Source organism: Caulobacter sp. 10L414 (assembly GCF_056395525.1).
On record NZ_JBFTJR010000011.1, the window covers coordinates 1 to 21260 of the forward strand.

Annotated in this window: 20 protein-coding genes; 9 read left to right on the forward strand and 11 right to left on the reverse strand. The window is 69.3% G+C overall.

Annotated features, from left to right (window positions below; genetic code table 11):
• Window positions 1-519: 519 nt before the first annotated feature.
• The 4 genes from AC1DCG_RS05825 to AC1DCG_RS05840 all read right to left on the reverse strand — a co-directional run bounded on the left by AC1DCG_RS05825 (window position 520) and on the right by AC1DCG_RS05840 (window position 4849).
• Window positions 520-2265, reverse strand: coding sequence for a cellulase family glycosylhydrolase (locus AC1DCG_RS05825; protein WP_477031318.1), 1746 nt, complete (start codon window positions 2263-2265; stop codon window positions 520-522).
• Window positions 2266-2565: 300 nt separating this feature from the next.
• Entirely contained in the window at window positions 2566-2904 is a 339-nt protein-coding gene (locus AC1DCG_RS05830) for a peptidase inhibitor I78 (RefSeq protein ID WP_165255315.1), read from the reverse strand.
• Window positions 2901-3359 carry a DNA polymerase III subunit chi gene (locus AC1DCG_RS05835; RefSeq protein ID WP_477031317.1) on the reverse strand — a complete coding sequence of 153 codons (459 nt, stop codon included), beginning with the start codon at window positions 3357-3359 and terminating at the stop codon, window positions 2901-2903. The genes AC1DCG_RS05830 and AC1DCG_RS05835 overlap by 4 nt, the downstream gene beginning before the upstream one ends.
• Window positions 3360-3367: 8 nt before the next feature.
• A complete protein-coding gene (locus tag AC1DCG_RS05840) occupies window positions 3368-4849 on the reverse strand; it encodes a leucyl aminopeptidase (protein WP_477031316.1) in 1482 nt (493 codons plus the stop codon).
• A gap of 249 nt (window positions 4850-5098) precedes the next feature.
• On the opposite strand from AC1DCG_RS05840, the gene lptF reads away from it, so the two are divergent.
• The 8 genes from lptF to AC1DCG_RS05880 all read left to right on the forward strand — a co-directional run bounded on the left by lptF (window position 5099) and on the right by AC1DCG_RS05880 (window position 14025).
• Window positions 5099-6235: an LPS export ABC transporter permease LptF gene (gene lptF, locus AC1DCG_RS05845; RefSeq protein ID WP_477036966.1), complete on the forward strand. Its 1137-nt coding sequence runs from the start codon at window positions 5099-5101 to the stop codon at window positions 6233-6235.
• Window positions 6236-6246: 11 nt separating this feature from the next.
• A complete protein-coding gene (lptG, locus tag AC1DCG_RS05850) occupies window positions 6247-7338 on the forward strand; it encodes an LPS export ABC transporter permease LptG (RefSeq protein ID WP_205691455.1) in 1092 nt (363 codons plus the stop codon).
• Window positions 7339-7366: 28 nt separating this feature from the next.
• The gene (locus AC1DCG_RS05855; RefSeq protein WP_477041410.1) at window positions 7367-9778 is read left to right on the forward strand and encodes an LPS-assembly protein LptD; all 2412 of its coding nucleotides are present in this window, start codon (window positions 7367-7369) and stop codon (window positions 9776-9778) included.
• A 157-nt stretch (window positions 9779-9935) separates the two neighbouring features.
• Window positions 9936-11276, forward strand: coding sequence for a peptidylprolyl isomerase (locus AC1DCG_RS05860; protein ID WP_165255304.1), 1341 nt, complete (start codon window positions 9936-9938; stop codon window positions 11274-11276).
• Window positions 11273-12274 carry a 4-hydroxythreonine-4-phosphate dehydrogenase PdxA gene (pdxA, locus tag AC1DCG_RS05865; protein WP_477031312.1) on the forward strand — a complete coding sequence of 334 codons (1002 nt, stop codon included), beginning with the start codon at window positions 11273-11275 and terminating at the stop codon, window positions 12272-12274. The genes AC1DCG_RS05860 and pdxA overlap by 4 nt, the downstream gene beginning before the upstream one ends.
• A gap of 42 nt (window positions 12275-12316) precedes the next feature.
• Entirely contained in the window at window positions 12317-13150 is an 834-nt protein-coding gene (rsmA, locus tag AC1DCG_RS05870) for a 16S rRNA (adenine(1518)-N(6)/adenine(1519)-N(6))-dimethyltransferase RsmA (protein ID WP_477036965.1), read from the forward strand.
• A 52-nt stretch (window positions 13151-13202) separates the two neighbouring features.
• Entirely contained in the window at window positions 13203-13607 is a 405-nt protein-coding gene (locus AC1DCG_RS05875) for a response regulator transcription factor (RefSeq protein WP_477036964.1), read from the forward strand.
• A gap of 19 nt (window positions 13608-13626) precedes the next feature.
• Complete coding sequence (locus AC1DCG_RS05880) at window positions 13627-14025, forward strand: response regulator (RefSeq protein WP_165255296.1); 399 nt, start codon at window positions 13627-13629, stop codon at window positions 14023-14025.
• Window positions 14026-14168: 143 nt separating this feature from the next.
• On the opposite strand, the gene gmk is transcribed toward AC1DCG_RS05880, so the two are convergent.
• The 7 genes from gmk to fabD form a co-directional block, all read right to left on the reverse strand.
• Window positions 14169-14825: a guanylate kinase gene (gene gmk, locus AC1DCG_RS05885; protein ID WP_477031309.1), complete on the reverse strand. Its 657-nt coding sequence runs from the start codon at window positions 14823-14825 to the stop codon at window positions 14169-14171.
• Entirely contained in the window at window positions 14815-15696 is an 882-nt protein-coding gene (locus tag AC1DCG_RS05890) for a YicC/YloC family endoribonuclease (RefSeq protein WP_477031308.1), read from the reverse strand. The genes gmk and AC1DCG_RS05890 overlap by 11 nt, the downstream gene beginning before the upstream one ends.
• Window positions 15697-15698: 2 nt before the next feature.
• Window positions 15699-16784 (reverse strand): endolytic transglycosylase MltG, encoded by a 1086-nt coding sequence (mltG, locus tag AC1DCG_RS05895; RefSeq protein ID WP_477031307.1) that lies wholly within the window; start codon window positions 16782-16784, stop codon window positions 15699-15701.
• A 10-nt stretch (window positions 16785-16794) separates the two neighbouring features.
• Complete coding sequence (gene fabF, locus AC1DCG_RS05900) at window positions 16795-18075, reverse strand: beta-ketoacyl-ACP synthase II (RefSeq protein WP_165255290.1); 1281 nt, start codon at window positions 18073-18075, stop codon at window positions 16795-16797.
• 175 nt (window positions 18076-18250) lie between these two features.
• Window positions 18251-18490, reverse strand: a complete 240-nt coding sequence (locus AC1DCG_RS05905; protein WP_007672577.1) for an acyl carrier protein — start codon at window positions 18488-18490, stop codon at window positions 18251-18253.
• A 161-nt stretch (window positions 18491-18651) separates the two neighbouring features.
• On the reverse strand, window positions 18652-19392 hold the full coding sequence (gene fabG / locus AC1DCG_RS05910; RefSeq protein WP_477031305.1) for a 3-oxoacyl-[acyl-carrier-protein] reductase: 741 nt from the start codon (window positions 19390-19392) through the stop codon (window positions 18652-18654).
• A gap of 78 nt (window positions 19393-19470) precedes the next feature.
• Window positions 19471-20415 (reverse strand): ACP S-malonyltransferase, encoded by a 945-nt coding sequence (gene fabD, locus AC1DCG_RS05915; RefSeq protein ID WP_477031304.1) that lies wholly within the window; start codon window positions 20413-20415, stop codon window positions 19471-19473.
• 159 nt (window positions 20416-20574) lie between these two features.
• Between fabD and AC1DCG_RS05920 the strand changes: the two genes are divergently transcribed.
• Window positions 20575-21111 carry a peroxiredoxin gene (locus AC1DCG_RS05920; protein WP_477031303.1) on the forward strand — a complete coding sequence of 179 codons (537 nt, stop codon included), beginning with the start codon at window positions 20575-20577 and terminating at the stop codon, window positions 21109-21111.
• Window positions 21112-21260: the final 149 nt, after the last annotated feature.

Sequence of the window (21260 nt, forward strand, 5' to 3'; positions counted from 1 at the left end):
GGACCCGGCTGTCCCACGGACGGGCAGGGACCCGGCTGTCCCACGGACGGGCAGGACCAATAGCCCCGCGGTGATCCGGCGGCGGCCTCGGCTGATCCTGTTAGGCCGGTTTGACGATCCCGGCCCTGTCGACCCGCTCGTTGCGCCGTGGACGGCTTGGCGGCCCAATCACGCCTCGTGAGCGATCCTGCAAACCCGCCTTTTCCCACGACGCTTCAAGCGGCCCCGCTCGATGCGGTCCTCGCCACGCTTGGGCCGGTACCAAGAGCCCTCCCCATGGCGGGGACGGCTTTGATTATGACCCGGGTTTCGGCGCGTCTGATTGAATTGGCTGAGAAAGTTGTAGAGCGTTGAGTTCGTGGAACTCTTTTCGACGAACGCCGGGGATCCACGCTGCTCTATCCCCGTCCGGCTCCTGATCCTTCTCCCTGGAGGGAGAAGGCAGCCTGCGAAGCAGGTCGGATGAGGGGTTAGGGACGGTCGACGGCGTGCCGGCACGCCGGCTGACACCGTAACCCCTCACCCTCCCAGGCTATCGCCTGGGACCCTCCCTCTCCCCTCCGGGAGAGGGCTCAAGCTCACCGACACCGCCTCCGCCGCGCCGTCGGACCGCAGCACCAGCACGTTGGTCCCGGCCAGCAGGGTCACCGCCCCGCCCGAGGCTGCGCCGGCGCCGCCGTTGGCCGACACGGTCATCGGGCCCTGGCCTTCGATCCGCACCGCATAGGTTCCAGCCCGGTCGGCGGTCACCGTGTAGCGCAGCCATTCGCCGGCGCCGAAGTCGGTGACGCGCTTACCGCCGGGGGCGATGTCGACGCCGTCGTTGCGGCCGGTGCGGCCGTTGTTCCAGAGCGTGCGTTCGCCGCCGGTGGCGACGTGGTAGTTGGCCGCGTCCTTGTCCCAGTAGGCCTTGCCGATGACGCCGAGGTCGTAGTCGACGGCGGCGATGATCGCCCCCTTGGCGGTGATCTTGTGCGGCTTGAACGGCCGGGGCGTATCGTCGTGCGGCTGGCGCAGCATGGCGTCGACGACGTCGGGATGGACGGTGTTGTTCTCGAACCGCACGTCGTGCGAGGCCAGCTTCATCAACACCGCATAGGCCTTGTCGGCCGGGACAGGGGTCTTGGCCTCGCCCGTCAGCGTGGCGACGACGGCGTCGTAGTCGGGGCCGACCTCGACCTGCAGGGGCTGGTTGAAGCCGATCTTCTTCAGCGGCCAGAAGGCCCAGCCGATCCCGTGGCCTTCCACCAGGCGAATGGCGTCGGCGAACCAGACGTTGGAGTTCTCGCCCGACTCGCCCAGCCACAGCGGCAGGCCGGTCTCGCTCCGCAGCTTCAGGAATGGTTCGAGCGCGGCCTCGTCATTGCGGTTCCAGTACTTGTGGAACGACAGGGCCATGTTGCCGTCCCAGGGCTTGCCCATGCCCTTGTAGTTGTTGCCCCAGCAGTTGCCCTCGATGATCACCAGGTGGCGCTGATCGACCTGCCGGATAGCCGCGGTGATCCGGCGCTGGAAGTCCCAGAGCAGATCCTGCTTCTCGTCGCCGCAGCCGTTCTTCGCAGCCGGCTTGTCGAAGTCCCAGTTGGGCTCGTTGAGCACGTCATAGGCGGCGATGGCCGGCTCGTCCTTGTAGCGCTGGGCCAGCTTCTTCCAGAGGGCGATGGTCTTGCGCTGGTTCTCGGGGCTCTCCCACAGCGAGGGCTTGGAAGGATCGCGGTCGGAGATGGCCAGGTCGTTGCCCTGGCCGCCCGGCGCGGCGTGCAGGTCGAGGATCAGGTGCATGCCGGCGGCCTTGGTCCAGGCCAGCAGGTCGTCGATGCGCCGGAAGCCGTCCTCCTTCCAGGTGTCGACGCCGGGAACGGGCTCCTGGTCGGCCGGCAGGGTCAGAAGGGCGTAGTGCATCGGCAAACGCACCGAATTGAAGCCGGCGGCGGCCATGTAGTCGATGTCGGCCTTGGTGGTGTGGTTGTCGAGCCAGGCGGCATGGATCGCCGCCTCGCGCTCCGGCCCGACCAGGGCGGCGATGCGGGCGCGGATCACGTGCTCCTGCCCCAGCTTGGACAGGCGCAGCATGTAGCCCTCCTGCAGCATCCAGCCGCCCAGGCCCATGCCCCGCAGGATCACCGGCGCGCCGGTCTCGTCGACGATGCGGTCGCCGTCGGCCTTCAGCCATTGCGGGCCGGGCGGCGGCGGCGTGTCGGCTGCGAAGGCGGTGGAAACGGCGGCCAGCGAGACGGCCGCGGCCAGGACGGCGGCGAACTTCATGCTCAAACTCCCCAGGCGCGCGCGGCTGGTTGGGAGGCGCCGCGACGTCGCGCCGAGACTTGGCCCGGGGACTTGGATTCTGTCTAGATGGACTCCGCATTTGTCCATGAGGACAAATGGTTAGGGGGAAATGCTGCAGATATTTGAGCGCCCCTCTGCGCGGCGCAATTGAACCTGTCATCCCGGCCGAAGGAGCGCGCCAGCGATCCGTAGAGCCGGGATCTCCCACGCCGCAAAACTGGAACCGTGGGAGGTCCCGGCGCTCCGCTGCGCTACGGCCGGGATGACAGGATCAGGGTATCAGCCGCACTTCACCTGCTGCACCACCCCGGTGTCGGGGTTGAACAGGATGTTCAGGCGGTCGGCGCGGTAGTCCATGGTCACCGGGCAGGTGGTGCAGGCCACGCGCCAGCGGGAGGGATCGACCGGAGCCGGAAGCTCGGTGCGGTTCTTGCCGACGAACGCTTGCGCGTCCTTGAGGCCGCACTGGTCCTTTTCCGGCTCGGGCGGCTTGGGCAGGGCGATGGCCGGCGGGGCCACCGGGGTTTCGGGGGGCGGCGGCGGCGCGGGTTCGGGCGTGCTGGTCGAGCAGGCCGCCAGGACCATGGTCGCACCCAGAACCATCAGGAGCCGCTTCATGCCTTCTTCTCCCATCCGCGTTCGGCCTGCTGCCAGTAGGACACCGGGTGGCCGGCGGCCTTGAACGCCTTCCAACGGCCCCGCGCCAGCCGCAGGGCCTCTTCGTCGCGGCCGTCGAACAGCAGGATGCAGCGCGCAAAACCGCTGAGATCCCCCGGCTCGGCGCCGTCGAGCAGGAACAACGCATCGCCGCCGTTCGGGTTGTCCAGCGCGGTGCTCAGCAGCACCGGCTGACGCTCGGCCAGCGGCTCCTCGGCCAGGCCGTGCGGCAGGAAGCTGTCGTCCCGGAAGGTCCAGAGGTGGGCGTCCAGCGCGTTGAGGCGCGCCGGATCCCCTCCCCTGACCAGGGCCTTCCAGCCGCGCCCCAGGGTCTTCTCCAGAAGCTCGGGCAGCACCTGCTCGGCGCTGCTTCGCTCCAGGTGGTAGAACCAGATTTCGCAGGGCGCGGCGGACATAAGGGGGCTCAGCCCTCGTAGGCGTCGGCGACGAGGCGGTTGAGCAGGCGCACGCCGAAGCCCACGGCGCCGTCCGGCACGGTCGGATCGGACGAGCCCTTGCGCCAGGCGGTCGAGGCGATGTCGAGGTGGGCCCACGGCACGCCGTTGACGAAACGCTGCAGGAACAGGCCCGCCGTGATCGAGCCGGCCGGACGGCCGCCGATGTTCTTCATGTCGGCGATCGGGCTTTCGATCTGCTTCTCGTACGAGGCCGGCAGCGGCAGGCGCCACAGCGGCTCGCGCTCGGCCTTGCCGGCGGCCAGCAGCTTGTCGGACAGGCCGTCATTGTTGCTGAACAGGCCCGCATAGTCGTTGCCGAGCGAGATGATGATCGCGCCGGTCAGGGTGGCCAGATCGATCATGAACTTCGGCTTGAAGCGGTCCTGCGTGTACCAGAGGGCGTCGGCCAGCACGAGGCGGCCTTCGGCGTCGGTGTTGATGACCTCGATGGTCTGGCCCGACATCGAAGTGACGACGTCGCCGGGGCGCTGGGCGGCGCCGTCGGGCATGTTCTCGACGAGGCCCAGCACGCCGATGGCGTTGACCTTGGCCTTGCGGCCGGCCAGGGCGTGCATGACGCCGGCCACGGCGGCCGCGCCGCCCATGTCCCACTTCATGTCTTCCATGCCCTCGGCGGGCTTGATCGAGATGCCGCCGGTGTCGAAGCAGACGCCCTTGCCGACGAAGGCGATCGGCTGGGCCGACTTGTCGGCCGCGCCGTACCACTTGGCCACGACCAGCTGGCTTTCACGGACGCTGCCCTGGCCAACGCCCAGCAGCGAGCCCATGCCCAGCGCGGCCATTTCCTTCTCGCCGAGGATCTCGACTTCCAGGCCCAGGCTTTCGAGGCCCTTCACGCGGGCGGCGAACTCTTCCGGGTGCAGGATGTTGGCCGGTTCGGAGACGAGGTCGCGGCTGAACAGGATGGCGTCGGCGATCGGCTCCAGCGCGTCGAACGCCTTCTGGGCCTTGGCCGGATCGGCGGCGGCGACCTTGACCGTGGCGACCGAGGGCTTCTTCTCGGCCTTCTCGGTGGTGCGGTACCTGTCGAAGCGGTAGGCGGCCAGCTTGGCGCCGAAGGCGACGCGGGCGGCGGTCTCGGCGTCGCCGCCGAGCTTGAGCAGCAGCTCGGTCACGCCCGAGGTCTTCACCGCGTTGTAGGCGTGGGCGGCGGCGATCTCGACCGTCTCGGGCTCGACGACGCCGGAACCGTCGACGCCGATCACCACCACGCGGGCGGCGTCGAGGCCGGCCGGGGCGACGATGTCGAGGACCTGGCCCTTGGCGCCGATGAAGCGGCCGCCGGCCGCCGCGCGGACGATCGCGCCGCCGGCCGCGTCGTTGACGGCCTTGGCTTCGGGCGAAAGGGCCGCCGCCTCGTAGGCGAGAACCGCGAGAGCGGCGGTGGCGCCGGCCTGGCTGTCGGCGGGGACGAACTCGATACGCATGGAGCGCTCCTGGGAAGCGGAAGGTCCGATCGCGGCGCGGCCTCAAGAAGGCCGCGATCCGACGCGACAGGACGTGAACGCCCGGCATAGTCCATGCCGAACCTTGGGAAAAGACCGTCGCCGTTCACAGCCCCGTCACGCCGTCCCACATGATGTCTTCGGTTGTGCCAAGCCGAGCCAGACGTGTAGAACACGCCAACGCCGGGGTTCGCCGCGCGAATCCGTGAAGCCCCCGAAACCACCCCCTGCATGCGCCTGATCGAACGCTATCTCTTCCGACAGCTGGTCGGGCCGACCATCCTGGCCACCGCGGCCCTGGCGGCGCTGGCGCTGCTGGCCCGCAGCCTGTCGGAATTCGACATCCTGGTCGAACAACGCCAGACGGCGCTGATCTTCGCCAAGATGATCCTGCTGGCCCTGCCGCAGCTGCTGAACATCATCATGCCGGTGGCGCTGTTCGTGGCCGCCCTGGTGGCGCTGAACCGTCTGCATACCGAGCAGGAGATCGTCGTCTGCTTCGCCGGCGGCATGAGTCGCTGGCGGGTGATCTCGCCGGCCATCCGGCTGTCGGTGTTCGCCGCCCTGATCTCGCTGGCGCTGGGTCTCTGGGCCCAGCCGTGGTCGGCCCGCCTGATCCGCGAGACGGCCTTCGACATGAAGACCGACCTGGCCTCGACCCTGGTGCGGCCCGGCGAGTTCACCGAGCCCGGACCCGGCCTGACGGTCTACGCCCAGACCATCGACCGCGACAACCTGATCAAGAACCTGTTCATCCACCAGGAAAAGCCCAACGGCGGCTCGGTCACCTACACGGCGCGCGAGGGCGTGATCGCCAAGCGCAACGACCTGCCGGTGCTGATCATGCGCAAGGGCTCCAACCAGGAGTTCTCGAGCGCGGGCGTGCTGAACTACCTGTCGTTCGAGGAATATGTCTTCGACCTGTCGACGCTGTTCCAGAGCGACGAGCTGCTGCACTACAAGATCGCCGACCGCTATCCGCACGAGCTGTTCTTCCCCGACCTGACCCAGGACTGGGAGCAGCACAACCGCGTGAAGATGCTGGCCGAGGGCCATTCGCGCCTGGCCAGCCCGCTGTACAACATCGCCATGATGGCCATGGCCCTGGCGGCCGTGATCGGCGGCTCGTTCAGCCGCATGGGCTATGGCAAGCGGATCGCCGCCGTCGGCGCGGCCGCGGCCGTGGTGCGGATCATGGGCTTCGGCGTGCAGGCCGCCTGTGACGACCAGGCGTGGCTGAACATCCTGCAGTACGCCGTGCCGATCGCCGCCACCTGGTGGGGCCTGGCCCAGATCTTCCGCCAGAAGGTGCAACGTTACGTGCCGATCGGCCAAAGCGGGCTGCAGCCGATGGGAGCCGCGTCGTGATCGGCCCCGGAATGATCGAGCGCTACGTCCTGCGCAAGACGCTGGCCTCGCTGGGCGCGGCCCTGGCGGTGCTGGGCGCGCTGGTGATGCTGATCGCCTTCGTCGACATCACCCGCAATGTCGGCACCCGCTCGGAAGACGCGGGCTTTGGCCAACTGCTGTACCTGACGGTGCTGCAGGCGCCGGCGACCCTGCTGACCCTGACGCCGTTCATGTTCCTGTTCGGCACCCTGGGCGCCTTCGTGGGCCTCAACCGCCGCAGCGAGCTGATCGCCATGCGCGCGGCGGGCGTCTCGGCCTGGCGCTTCATCCTGCCGGCGGCCTTCGCGGCCTTCGCCATGGGGATCGTCACCGTAACCCTGCTCAACCCGCTGACCTCGGCGATGAGCGCGCGGTTCGAGACCGAGCGCGACGCCCTGCTGGCCGGCTATCTCAAGAACGCTCCCAAGGGCGCCTGGCTGCGCCAGGGCGACGACAAGCGCCAGATCGTCATCCGCGCCCGCATGCGCGACACCGTCGACGGCGCGGTGCGCCTGCGCGGCGTCTCGTTCTTCGTCTACGACGTCAAGCCGGACGGCAGCCTGGTCTTCACCCGCCGCTACGAGGCGGCCGAGGCCCGCCTGGAGCCCGGCTTCTGGCGCCTGACCGGCGTCAGCGAAGCCACGCCCGGCGCCGGGGCCCTGCGCTCGGAAAGCGCCTCGGTGCCGTCGGACCTCGACGAGCGCACGGCGGCCGACCGCTTCAAGAACCCGCAGGCCGTCGCCTTCTGGCGCCTGCCCGAGACCATCGCCCGCACGGAAGCCGCCGGCTTCTCGGCGACGCCGTTCAAGATGCGCCTGCAGCAGATGCTGGCCACGCCGCTGCTGTTCGCGGCGATGTCGGTGCTGGCGGCCGCGTTCTCGCTGCGCCTGATGCGCCTGGGCGGCCTGGCCGCGCTCGCGGGCTCTGGCGTCGCGCTCGGCTTTGGCTTCTTCTTCTTCAACGAACTGTGCGGCGCGCTGGGCAAGGCCGACGTCCTGGGGCCGGTCCTGGCCGCCTGGACGCCTCCCGTCGCGGCGCTTTTGGCGGGGCTGACCCTGCTTTGCTATACCGAGGATGGTTGAGTCTGTGACGCCGGCATCGAGGCCCCTGATGATCGATCTAAGCCCAGCGCCGGGCGCGGCGGTTCGCAAGCTGCTGATGGCCGGCGTCGCCTGGCTGGCCGTGGCCGGCGCCAGCGGCGTCGCGCACGCCCAGCAATCGCTCGCCACCATTCCGCAGGTCCCGGCGACGCCGGCGGCGGCGGACGACGGTCTGGGCGCCGACGGCTACTACCTGGAATCCGACCTGCTGATCCGCGACGACGCGTCCAAGAAGATGACGGCGCGCGGCTCGGTCGAGGTGCGCTACCAGGGCCGCACCCTGCGCGCCCAGGAGGTGATCTACGACACCGCCACCGGCGTCGTGACCGCCCACGGCAAGGTTTCGCTGATCAACGCCGACGGCACGGCCCAGTTCGCCGACGACCTGACGCTGGACAAGGACATGCGCGCGGGCTTCGCGCGCAACTTCTCCACGCGCATGGACCAGAACGTGAAGATCGCGGCGGCGACCGCGATCCGTCGCAACGAGCAGGTCACCGAGCTGAACCAGGCGATCTACACGCCCTGCGACGTCTGCGCCGAAAAGCCGACGCCCACCTGGTCGATCGAGGCCGACAAGGTGGTGCAGGATAAGAACCGCCAGATCGTCTACTACCACGGCGCCAAGATCCGCCTGTGGGGCGCGCCGCTGCTGTATCTGCCGCTGTTCTGGCACCCCGATCCGCAGGCGCCGCGCAGCTCGGGCTTCCTGACGCCGAAGGTGGGCCTGTCGCAGCGACGCGGCCTCTCCTACCAGCAGCCCTACCTGCAGGTGATCTCGCCGTCCCAGGACGTGATCATCAGCCCGCAGATCAACACGAAGGTGAACCCCTTCCTCAACGTCAATTACCGCAAGCGCTTCTACTCGGGCATGCTCGAGGCGCGCATGGGGGGTACGTACGAGWAAGAGTTCGACAACCGGGGCAACCGCTTCGGCGACGCGACCACCCGCAGCTACATCCTGGCCAAGGGCGCGTTCKACATCAACGACAAGTGGACCTGGGGCTTCAGCGCCGAACGCGCCTCCGACGCCCTGATCTTCGACAAGTACGACATCAACGACGTCTATGAGCAGCGCGGCCTGTTCACCAGCGAAGACCGCCGCCTGACCTCGCAGATCTACACCTCGCGTCAGGACGCCCGTTCCTGGCTGTCGATCTCGGCCGTCTCGGTGCAGGGCCTGCGCGTGGTCGGCACCGACGCCAACACCGGCATCGGCAACAAGTTCGAGAACAGCGGCGCCTTCCCGGTGATCGGGCCGCTGGTCGAAGGCCGCTGGGAGCCGGAATCGCCCGTGCTGTTCGGCCGCCTGCGGCTGCAGGGCTCGGGCGTGATGCTGAGCCGCTCCGAATCGCAGTTCGGCGAAGCCCCCTACTACGGCACCATCGCCGCCTACGGGCACCAGGAAGGCGTCGACAGCGTTCGCGGCAGCGTCCAGGCCGACTGGCGCGCCAGCGCCGTGGTCGGGCCCGGCCTGCGCGTCCAGCCGTTCGCCCAGGCCCGCGCCGACGCCTACAAGATCAAGGGCATCTACCTGACGACCGAGGCCCTGGCCGCCGGCGACGACGCTTCGGTCAACTACTCGCGCACCATGGGCGTGGCCGGCGTCGACCTGAGCCTGCCGCTCTACAAGGGCCTGAAGGGCGGCGGCAGCGTCGTCCTCGAGCCGCTGGTTCAGATCGCGACCGGCTMGGACAGCTCCAGCGTGCCCGTGGTCGTCGCCCGCAACGGCGCCGTCACCTACCTCTACAACGAGGACAGCTCGGCCTTCGAATTCGACGAAACCAACCTGTTCCGCTCCAACAAGTCGCCGGGCTTCGACCTCTACGAGGGCGGCACCCGCATGAACGTGGGCGGCCGGGCGACCTTCAACACCGCCGACGGCCGCGGCGGCAGCGTCCTGGTGGGCCGCAGCTTCCGCACCGAGTACGACCCGCTGCTGCCCTCGCGCACGGGCCTGAGCGAGAAGTCCTCCGACTGGATCGTGGCGGCCACGGTGACGCCGGTGCGCGGCATCAACGCCTATGTGCGTACGCGCCTGGACTCCGACACCACCAAGATCAATCGCCTGGAAACCGGCGTCGACGCCTACACCCAGCGCCTGCAGGGCTCGTTCCGCTACCTGAAGGACAACGTCGACTCCAACGGCGAGCGGCAGGAAAACTTCGAAACCCGCGGCCAACTGCAGCTGACCAAGAAGTGGGCCCTGACGGCGCTCGGCCAGCTCGACCTGGTGGCCGAGACCTGGCGTCGCCGCGACATCGGCGTGGCCTATACGGACGATTGCATCCGCATCGACATCATCTACCAACAGGAAGACCGCTATAGCTCGACGGTGTCGGGCCTCAGGCTCCAACCTGACCGCTCGGTCGTCGTGCGCCTAACCCTCGCCACATTGGGCGATACAGGGTACAGCGACTAAAACATCCAACGTCCGGGGGGACGTGCGGGCGTCCGCACGCGTCCCCGTGACGCATCGAGGCGCGGCCGCTCACGGTCTACCGGAAGGTCGTCGCGCCACTGAGGCTGAAATCGAGGCCGGCCGACAAAGCCGGGCTCCAGAGGAAACGACACTATCCATGCGGTCTGCGCGTAGCGTGACGACTTTCGCGGCCAGCGCCGCGTCCATCCTCGCCCTGACCGTGGCGGGCCTTCCCGCCCAGGCCCGTCAGGCCGCGCCCGTGGTCGACGCCCCGCCGGCGGCCGCCGAGCCCCGCGCCAATCCGCTGTCGGAAAGCGTCGCGGCCGTGGTCAACGACGACATCATCTCGTCCTACGACCTGATGCAGCGCATGCGCCTGCTGATGGTGACCTCGGGCCTGCAGCCGACCCAGGAAAACCTGCCCCAGCTGGAGCAGGAGGCGCTTCGTTCGCTGATCGACGAGCACGTGCAGATGCAGGAACTGCGTCGCGTCGAGAAGGAACAGAAGATCACGATCATCTCGACCGACAAGGAAGTCGACGAGGAGATCGCCAACATCGCCCAGGGCAACCGCATGAGCGCCGAGCAGCTGCTCGGCCAGCTGGCCGCCCAGGGCGTCAGCGCCGACACCTGGCGCACCCAGATCCGCGCCGAGACCAGCTGGCAGAACTGGATCAGCGGCCGCTACGGCTCGCGCCTGCGCATCGGCGAAGACCAGATCAAGGCCTTCCAGCGCCGCCAGGCGGAATCGGCCAGCAAGCCGCAGTACCAGGTCAGCGAAGTGTTCATCGACGCCATCCGCGTCGGCGGCGCCGAGGTAGCCCTGAACGGCGCCCGCCAGCTGGTGGCCCAGATGCAGCAGGGCGCGCCGTTCGCGGCCGTGGCCCGCCAGTTCTCGGCCGCCTCGACGGCTGCCAACGGCGGCGACGCCGGCTGGGTCAGCCCCGGCGAGATGCCGTCCGAAGTCGACGCGGCCCTGGAGCAACTGCGCCCCGGCCAGCTGTCGGCCCCGATCCCGGTCAAGGACGGCGTCTACATCGTCTATCTGCGCGACAAGCGCTCGGGCGCGAAGGCGACCCTGGTCGACCTCAAGCAGGTGGCCGTCGCCCTGCCCAAGGACGCGCCGGAAGCCGACGTGCAGGCCGCCACGGCCCTGCTGGCCGGCCTCAAGCCCCAGCTGACCAGCTGCCAGACGCTCGAAGCCGAAGCCGGCAAGGTCGCCGGCGTGGTGGCGGGCGACCTGGGTGAAGCCGAGATCGGCGACCTGGCCCCGTCGTTCCAGCAGGCCGCCAACACGCTGAACATCGGCCAGGTGTCGGACCCGATCCGCACCGACGCCGGCCTGCACCTGATCGCGGTGTGCGGCAAGCGCCAGTCGGGCGGCGGCGCCCCGAGCCACGACCAGATCGAAAACCGCCTTAAGGGTCAGCAACTTGCGCTGATCTCCAAACGTTACCTGCGAGACCTGCGCAACTCCGCCACCATCGAGACCCGGTGAAGACAGACACCCTGGCCCTGAGCGTCGGCGATCCCGCCGGCGTCGGGCCCGAAATCATCGCCAAGGCCTGGGCCGCCCTCCGCGAGAGCGGCCCGGTGTTCATGGCCGTCGGCGACCTGCAGAGCCTGGCCGCGGCCGGCGGCGGCGTGAAGGTCCGCCCCGTGACCGGTCCGGCCGAGGCGGCCCAGGTGTTCGCCGAGGCGCTGCCCGTCCTCGACATCCCGCTGCAGTCGCCCGTGGTCGCGGGCAAGCCCTCCAGCGTGCACGCGGCCCAGATCATCCGCTGCATCGAGACGGGCGTCGGCCTGGCCCTTTCGGGCGCCGTGGCCGGCCTGGTCACCGCGCCGATCGCCAAGGCCCCGCTGTACGAGGCGGGCTTCAAGTTTCCCGGACATACCGAGTTCCTGGCCGAACTGACCGCGCCCGTCCCGTACGAGGGCGCGCGCGGGCCGGTGATGATGCTGACCGCCGGCGACCTGCGCGCCACCCTGGTGACCATCCACCAGTCGGTGGCCAGCGTGCCGGCCTCGCTTTCGGTCGAGCGCATCGTCGAGGCGGGCCTGGTGACCGCCCAGGCCATGAAGAGCGACTTCGGGATCGCCGCCCCGTGCCTGGCCGTGGCCGCGCTGAACCCGCACGCCGGCGAAGGCGGGGCGCTGGGCCGCGAAGAGATCGAGACCATCATCCCGGCCGTCGAGGCCCTGCGCGAACGCGGCGTCGACGCCCGCGGCCCGGCGCCGGCCGACAGCCTGTTCCACGCCGACGCCCGCGCCGCCTACGACGCGGTGCTGTGCATGTATCACGACCAGGCCCTGATCCCGGTGAAGATGCTCGACTTCTGGGGCGGGGTGAACGTCACCCTGGGCCTGCCGATCGTGCGCACCTCGCCCGATCACGGCACCGGTTTCGACATCGCCGGCCGCGGGATCGCCCGTCCCGACAGCCTGATCGCCGCCATCCGCCTGGCCGCCGAGATCGCCGCGCGGCGCAACGCCTAGAGACGGCTGGGCTTTCGCCGGTTTTGGCTCTAGAGGGAGGCGATGACGTCCCCTTCCCTCGCCGACCTGCCGCCGCTGCGTGAGGCGCTCGAGCGCCACGGCCTGCTGGCGCGCAAGAGCTTCGGCCAGCACTTCCTGCTCGACCTCAACATCACCCGCAAGATCGCGCGCCTGGCCGAGGTCGGGCAAGGCGACACCGTGATCGAGGTGGGCCCCGGCCCCGGCGGCCTGACCCGCGCCCTGCTGGAGACCGGCGCCAAGGTGGTGGCGGTCGAGAAGGACAGCCGCTTCCTGCCGCTGCTGGGCGAGCTGGCCGACGCCGCCGACGGCCGCCTGACCCTGGTCGAGGGCGACGCCCTGCGGGCCGACATGGCGGCCCTGGCCGAAGGCGGTCCGGCCCACATGGTCTCCAACCTGCCCTACAACGTCGGCACCCAGCTGCTGATCAACTGGCTGACGGGTCCGTTCCGGCCGCTGTCGATGACCCTGATGTTCCAGAAGGAGGTCGCCGACCGCATCGCCGCCCAGGAGGACGACGACGCCTACGGACGCCTGGCGGTGCTGTCGCAGACCGTGTGCAGCGCCAAGGTGGTGATGGACCTGCCGGCCCGCGCCTTCACTCCGCCGCCCAAGGTGGCCTCGGCCGTGGCGCGCCTCGTGCCGCTGGATCCCGCGCCGGACAAGGCCCTGGTCTCGGCCCTGGAGCGGGTGACGGCCGCCGCCTTCGGCCAGCGCCGCAAGATGCTGCGCTCCAGCCTCAAGCCCATCGGCGGCGGCGCGCTGTGCGAGGCGGCCGGCATAGATCCCGACGCGCGGGCCGAGACGATCCCGATCGAGGGCTTCCAGGCCCTGGCCGCGGCCTTGCTGAAGGCGTAGGTCGCGGCGACCACGGCTTGCAATCGCGCGCAGGTGGAGGAATCTTGACCACATGCAGCCCGCGACCGCGCAGCAATATCTCGTCCTGGTGGTCGACGACGACCCGCTGGTGACCGAGTTCGTCAAGTTCCGGCTGGAGGTGGAGGGCTTCGCGGTCGAGGTCGCCCACACCGCCGAGGACGCGCTGGCGGCCGCCCTGCGCCGCTCGCCGCACCTGTTCCTGCTGGACGTGGCCATGCCCGAGATCAACGGCCTGACGCTGCTGCGCCGCCTGCGGGCGGAAAAGCGGTTGAAGACCGTGCCGGCCATCATGATAACCGCCTCGGCCGCCGGGGCGAACGTCAAGGCGGCCGCCGAGGCCGGCGCCGTCGGCTATGTCCTCAAGCCCTTCGCCGCCGACGACCTGCTGGCGCGGGTGCGGGCGGCGACCAAGAACCAGTCCCGCGTCTGGCTATGACGCGTCCCCGGAGTGCCCCATGACGTCCCGCCCCCTGGCCCTGGTGATCGACGACGACACGCTGATGCTGGAGTTCGTGTCCGGGGCGCTGATTGACGGCGGCTTCGACGTCGAGACGGCCGAGGACGCCCAGCGCCTGCTGGCCGACGTGCAGGACCGCCACCCGGCGATCGTCTTCCTGGACGTGCGCATGCCGGGCGAGACCGGGATCGAGGTGCTGCGCCGCCTGCGGGTCAGCGACTGGGGCCGCGAGGTACCGGTGGTGATCATGACCGGCGAGCGGCGGCTGGACCGCGTGGTCGAGGCCATGAGCGCGGGCGCGACGACCTACATGATGAAGCCGTTCACGCCGGTGCAGATCGTGCTGCGGGCCCGCGAACTGATCCAGCCGCGCGAGAGCGGCAGCTTTCACTACTGAGAGACTGATCCCTCTAGCTTGTCATCCCGGTCGCAGCGAAGCGGAGCGCCGGGATCTCCCAGCGCTGAACTCGTTGAACGGTGGGAGGTCCCGGCTCTACGGCGCTGCGCGCCTCCGGCCGGGATGACAATGCAGGGCGGGGCTCAGATGTCTTCCGCCAGCAGGTCGCCGACCAGATCGCCGATCCAGGGGTTGCGCGAGCGCTTCTGGCGTTCGGCGTGGTAGATGTGGGCGAGGTCGGCGTAGGCCTTGTCGAAGTCGTCGTTGAGCACGACGTAGTCGAACTTCTCCCAGGCGGCGACCTCGTCCTTGGCGCGCGACAGGCGCCGGGCGATGACTTCCTCGCTGTCCTGGCTGCGGGCGTGCAGGCGGCGGCTCATCTCGGCCAGGGACGGCGGCAGGATGTAGACCAGCACGCTGTCGGGACCGGCCTGCTCGTGCACCTTCATGGCGCCCTGGAAGTCGATGTCGAACAGCACGCTCTCGCCGCCCTCCAGCGCCTCCATGATCGGCGCCTTGGGGCTGCCGTAGAAGTTGCCGTAGACCTCGGCCCATTCGAAGAAGGCGTTCTCCTCGATCATCTCCTTGAACTTGTCCTTGGAGACGAAGTGGTAGTCGCGGCCGTCGTGCTCGCCCGGGCGCGGCTCGCGGGTGGTGGCGCTGATCGACAGGTGCAGGTCGCCGTGGTCGGCCACCAGGCGGCGGGTCAGCGAGGTCTTGCCCACGCCCGAGGGGGCCACCACCATCAGGAGGAGGCCGCGGTGCTTGCGCCCGTGCTTTTCGGCCGGGTTATTCGACATTCTGAACCTGTTCGCGAAACTGTTCGATCGTGGCCTTCAGCTCTAGGCCGTGGGCCGTCAGCGCGGTCAGCGCCGACTTGCTGCAAAGGGTGTTGGCCTCGCGCATGAACTCCTGCGAGAGGAAGTCCAGCCGCCGGCCCGAAGCGCCGTCGCTGGCCAGCAAGGTGCGCGCGGCGGCGACGTGGCCGGCCAGGCGGTCGAGCTCCTCTCGGACGTCGGCCTTGACCGCCAGGGCGGCGGCTTCCTGCAGGATGCGGTCCTGCGAGGCGCTTTCGCCCAGCAGCTCGGCCATGCGGCGCTCGAAGCGCTGCTTGAGGATGGCCGGCTGGCCCTCGGCCTCGGCGGCGGCCAGGCCCGTGAGCGTCTCGATGCGGTCGACCAGGCCCGACAGCACCGGCGAGAGCGAAGCGCCCTCCTCCAGCCGCGCGGCCTTCAGGCCGTCGAGGGCCTGGTGGATGCTGGCCGCGATGGCGGCTTCTAGGGCGGCGCGGGCCTCGGGGTCCTCGTCGTCCTCGCGGACCTCGATGACGCCGCGCAGGGCCAGGAGGCCGTCGAGGCTGGGCTTGCCAACCATGCCGGTGGCCACGTAAGGGCTGCCGGCCTTGAGGTAGCGCTCCAGCACCTCGACATTGACCTGCGGGGCGGCGGCGGCCTCGGCCTTGCGGGCCTGGACGCCGAGCGTCAGCTGGCCGCGCTGGAAGCGGGCCTGGGCGCCGTCGCGGGCGGCGCGGTCGAGGCTTTCCAGGCCCGGCGGGCCCCGGAAGCGGGTCTCGAGGTTGCGGCCGTTGACGCTGCGCGCCTCGACGGCCCAGCTCCAGTCGCCCAGAGCCCCCTCGACACGCGCGAACCCGGTCATGCCCGACAGCGCCATGGTCAGTTCCCTGCTCCGGAAGCCTTGGCCTCGCGCTCGATGCGACGCCATTGGGCGACGTTGCGCTCGTGCTCTTCGTAGGTCCTGGCGAAGACGTGGCCGCCGGTGCCGTCGGCGACGAAATAGAGCTCGTCGGTCTTGGGCGGGTTCATCACCGCCGCCAGGGCCTCGCGGCCCGGATTGGCGATCGGCGTCGGCGGCAGGCCGGTGATCTTGTAGGTGTTGTAGGGCGTAAAGGTATCGAGTTCCGAGCGGCGCAGGCCCCGGCCCAGCGGCCGGCCGCGGGTGATGCCGTAGATCACCGTCGGGTCGGTATCGAGACGCATCCCCAGGCGCAGGCGGTTGGTGAACAGCGCCGCGACGCGCGGACGCTCGCTGGCCAGGGCCGTCTCCTTCTCGACGATCGAGGCCAGGGTGACGGCCTCGTCCTTGGTCTGGAACGGCAGGTCGGCTTGGCGCTGCTCCCACAGGGCGTTCAGCACCTTGTCGCGGTCGTCCATCATCCGCTGCAGGACGGCGGCCCGCTCCTCGCCGCGCTCGACCTGGTAGGTCTCGGGCAGGACGGCGCCTTCCGGCGGGGTCGGCACGTCGCCGACCAGCACCGGCGAGCGCTGCAGGATCTCGACGACCATCTCGGAGGTCACGCCCTCGGGCACGGTGACCTGGTGGCGCACGACCTTGCCGTCGCGCACCATGGCCAGGACGTTGGCGAGCGAGGCGCGGTTGGGGAATTCGTATTCGCCGGCCTTCAGCCGACGCGCCGCGCCGGTGACCTGGGCGGCGGTCAGGAACAGCGACGAGGAGCGGATGGCCCCGCCGGCTTCCAGGGCTCCGGCGATCTCCGAGACGCTGGCGCCGCGGCGCAGCACCACCGAAGTGTACTCGCCGTTCTTGGCCTTGGGGCCCGGCCCGCCGTAGAGCCAGACAGCCCCGCCGCCGACGACGAGGGCCGCGACCGCAGCGACCACGAGGCCGCCGCCGGCCATGGCGGCCAGGCGACGTCCCAGGGTGGCGGTCTCCCGCTTGCGGGCCTTCGACGCCCGCTTGGGCGCCGAGGCCTTCTTTTGCGGACGCGGCGGCTTGCTCACGAGACTTGGCTCACGAGATTTTACGGAACACGACGGAGGCGTTGGTGCCGCCGAAGCCGAAGCTGTTGGACACGGCCACGTCGATCTTCATCGGCACGGCCTTGTTGGGCGCCAGGTTCATCGGCACGTCGACGTCGGGATTGTCGAGGTTGATGGTCGGCGGGGCGATCTGGTCGCGGATGGCCAGGATCGAGAAGATCGACTCGATGGCGCCGGCCGCGCCCAGCAGGTGGCCGGTCATCGACTTGGTCGACGACATCACCACGTTCTTGGCGTGATCGCCCAGGAACGCGGCCACGGCGCCGGCTTCCAGGCCGTCGGCCATGGTCGAGGTGCCGTGGGCGTTGATGTAGTCGATGTCCGAGGGCTGGAGGCCCGCGTCCTTGACGGCCGCCGCCAGGGCGCGCCCGCCGCCTTCGCCGTTCTCCGACGGAGCGGTGATGTGATAGGCGTCGCCCGACAGGCCATAGCCGACCACTTCGGCGTAGATCTTCGCGCCGCGGGCCTTGGCGTGCTCGTATTCCTCGAGCACCAGGACGCCGGCGCCCTCGCCCATGACGAAGCCGCCGCGATCCTTGTCGTAGGGACGCGAGGCCTTCTCGGGCGTGTCGTTGAAGTCGGTAGCCACCGCGCGGCAGGCGATGAAGCCGGCGATGCCCAGCTTGCAGACGGCCGCTTCAGCGCCGCCGGCGATCATCACGTCGGCGTCGCCGTACTTGATCAGGCGCGCGGCGTCGCCGATGGCGTGGGCGCCGGTGGCGCAGGCCGTGACCACGGCGTGATTGGGGCCCTTGAAGCCGTACTTGATCGAGACCTGGCCCGAGATCAGGTTGATCAGCGCCGAGGAGATGAAGAACGGGCTGACGCGGCGCGGGCCCTTGGCTTCCAGTTCCAGCGCGGTGTCGGCGATGGTCGACAGGCCGCCGATGCCCGAGCCCAGGATGACGCCCGTGCGCCACTTCTGCTCGTCGGTCTCCGGAACCCAGCCCGAATCCTTCACGGCTTCGTCCGCGGCGGCGATGCCGTACAGGATGAAGTCGTCGACGCGCTTCTGGTCGCGCGGGCTCATGGTCTGGTCGGGGTCGAACGAGCCCTCGACGTCCGGACCGCCGCCGCCGCGACCATCGACGCGCGGCACTTCGCACGCGACCTGACAGGCATAGTCGGTCGGGTCGAAAGCGGTGATGCGGCCCGCGCCGGACTTGCCGGCCACGATGTTCTTCCAGGACACTTCGACGCCCTGGCCCAGAGGAGTCAGCAGGCCCAGCCCGGTGACGACGACTCTACGCATGGATTGCTCCCAAACCTTCCGACGCGCCGGCCCAGACGAAAGGCGAAAGCCCTAAGCCAGGTTGCGGCGCGAATCTTGGCCACATACGAAAACCGCCGCGCGCACGATGGCAAGAGCCCGTGCTGCGCGGCGGCTGATAGTCTTGTTCGCCCGTAAGGGTACGAACCCGACGCCCTTAGGCGCCGGTCTTTTCCGTGATGAACTTCACGGCGTCGCCAACCGTCTGGATGTGCTCGGCGGCGTCGTCCGGAATTTCGATGTCGAATTCTTCTTCGAACGCCATCACGAGCTCGACGTTGTCGAGGCTGTCGGCGCCCAGGTCGTCGATGAAGCTGGCCTTCTCGGTGACCTTCTCGGGATCGGCATCCAGGTGTTCGATGACGATCTTACGCACGCGCTCGAGAATGTCGGACATTCTGTTAGTCCCTCGTTTTGAAATCTGTTTACCCCCGGACGGTATGAAATCTGTTTCACCGTCCGTGAGATGTCGGGTCACCGCCTATCACGTTCCTTTTCGGGTGACCAGCGGGTCAGCCGCCAAGAAGCATGGCCATTGTGGACCAAGGCGGCGTTCGCCTAGATCATGGCCATGCCGCCGTTGACGTGCAAGGTCTGACCGGTGACGTAACCGCCCTGATCGCTGGCCAGGTAAACGCAGGCCGCGGCGATATCGCTCCCCTCGCCCAGCTTTCCGGCCGGAATGGTCGACAGGATGCCGGCCTTCTGGGCGTCGTTCAGGGCGTCGGTCATCGGGCTGGCGATGAAGCCGGGAGCGACGCAGTTGACGGTCACGCCGCGGCTGGCCAGTTCCTGGGCCAAGGCCTTGGAAAACCCGATCATTCCGGCCTTCGAGGCCGCGTAGTTGGTCTGGCCGGGGTTGCCGGTGACGCCCACGATCGAGGTGATGCCGATGATGCGGCCGGCGCGGCGCTTCATCATGCCCTTGGCGGCGGCGCGGGCCAGGCGGAAGTAGCCTTCCAGGTTCACCTTGATGACGGTGTCCCAGTCCTCGTCCTTCATGCGCACGATCAGGCCGTCACGGGTGATGCCGGCGTTGGCGATGACGATGTCGAGCGGGGCGCCGGCGGCTTCCTCGGCCTTGGCGACCAGGCCGTCGACGGCTTCGGCGTCCGACAGATTCGCCACGACGAACGAGGCGCGCTCGCCCAGCTCGTTCTTCAGCTCGGTCAGCGCCGATTCGCGAGTGCCAGAGAGCACGACATGGGCGCCCTGCCCGTGCAGGGCGCGGGCGATGGCGCCGCCGATGCCGCCGGTGGCGCCGGTGACCAGGGCGGTCTTGCCCGTCAGATCAAACATTGAAGGTTCTCCGTTCGGAGGAAGGATGAAGCGAGATCCTCGCCCTCGGGCAAGCCCGGGGCGAAGAGCACGAAGGGATCAGAGCGACCTGGCGAAGGCTTCCAGGTCGGCCGGGCTGTTCAGCGGGGTCGCCTCGGCGTCCGGGGCGATGCGCTTGGCCATGCCCGACAGCACCTTGCCGGCGCCGGCCTCGGCGAAGCGGGTGACCCCGCCCTCGCCGGCCAGCCAGGTCATGCTCTCGCGCCAGCGCACGCGGCCGGTGACCTGCTCGACCAGCAGCTTGCGGATGACGTCCGGGTCGTGGACCGGGGCGGCGGTGACGTTGGCGACCAGCGGCGCGCGCGGGGCCAGGATTGTGGCGCTGGCCAGGGCGGCGGCCATCTCGTCGGCGGCCGGCTGCATCAGCGGGCAGTGGAAGGGCGCCGAGACGTTCAGCGGAATGGCGCGGGCGCCCAGTTCCTTGGCCTTCTCGATGGCCTTGTCGACCGCGGCCTTGGCGCCAGAGATCACGACGTTGCCGTTGTTGTTGTCGTTGGCCACGACGCAGACGCCGACTTCCGAGCCGGCGGCGGCGGCGGCTTCGGCCAGGGCGATGTCGGTCTTGGGACCGATCAGCGAGGCCATGGCGCCCTCGCCCACCGGCACGGCGCGCTGCATGGCCTGGCCGCGCAGCTTCAGGAGACGCGCGGTGTCGGCCAGGCTGATGGCGCCAGCGGCGGCCAGGGCCGAGTATTCGCCGAGGCTGTGACCGGCCACGAACGCGGCGCGGTCGACGCCCACCCCGAACTCTTTTTCAAGCGTGCGGGTGACGGCCAGGCTGACGGCCATCAGGGCCGGCTGGGCGTTTTCGGTCAGGGTCAGGTCGCCCTCGGGACCCTCGCGCATCAGCAGGGACAGCTTCTGGCCCAGGGCGTCGTCGACCTCCTGGAACACCTCGCGGGCGGACGCGAAGGCCTCCGCCAGCTCGACGCCCATGCCGACCGATTGGCTGCCTTGCCCCGGGAAGATGAAGGCGATGCTCATGACGGCCCGCTCCTCTAAGATTCAATGTCTTGGGCGCGGAGGGTTAGGGGAAAGCCGGGGACTGGGCAAGCCGGACCGCTGTTTTGCCGATACTTGCTTTCCGTTGGGGCACGTCCACATTGCTGGCCACGCCGCATCCAAGGCCCCGGAGTCGCCAAGATGAACCGCCTCGCCCTCGCCGCCAGCCTGCTCGCCCTGGGCTTCGCCGCCGCCTCGCCAGCCCTCGCGGCCCTGAAGCCGGGCGACAAGGCTCCCGACTTCACCGCCCCCGGCGCCCTGGCCGGCAAGGACTTCGAGTTCAAGCTCAGCAAGGCTCTCAAGAAGGGCCCCGTGGTGCTGTACTTCTTTCCCGCCGCCTACACCGCCGGCTGCACGGCCGAGGCCCACGAGTTCGCCGAGGCCACGCCCGAGTTCCAGAAGCTGGGCGCGACCGTGATCGGCGTCACGGCCGGCAATGTCGACCGCATCAAGGACTTCTCCAAGGAGCACTGCCGCGACAAGTTCGCGGTGGCGGCCGCCACGCCCGAGCTGATCAAGACCTACGACGTGGTGCTGGACAAGCGCCCCGAATGGTCGAACCGCACCTCGTACGTCATCGCCCCGAACGGCAAGGTCCTGATGGCCTACACCGACGGCAACTTCGCAGGCCACGTGACCAAGACCATGGACGCGGTGAAGGCCTATAAGAAGAAGTAGGCTCCTGCCCTTGTCATCCCGGCCGCAGCGCAGCGGAGCGCCGGGATCTCCCACGGTTGATCCGTCTGGCGTGGGAGATCCCGGCTCTGCAGACCGCTGACGCGGTCCTCCGGCCGGGATGATAGGCCTTATTGGGAATCCGGAGCCTC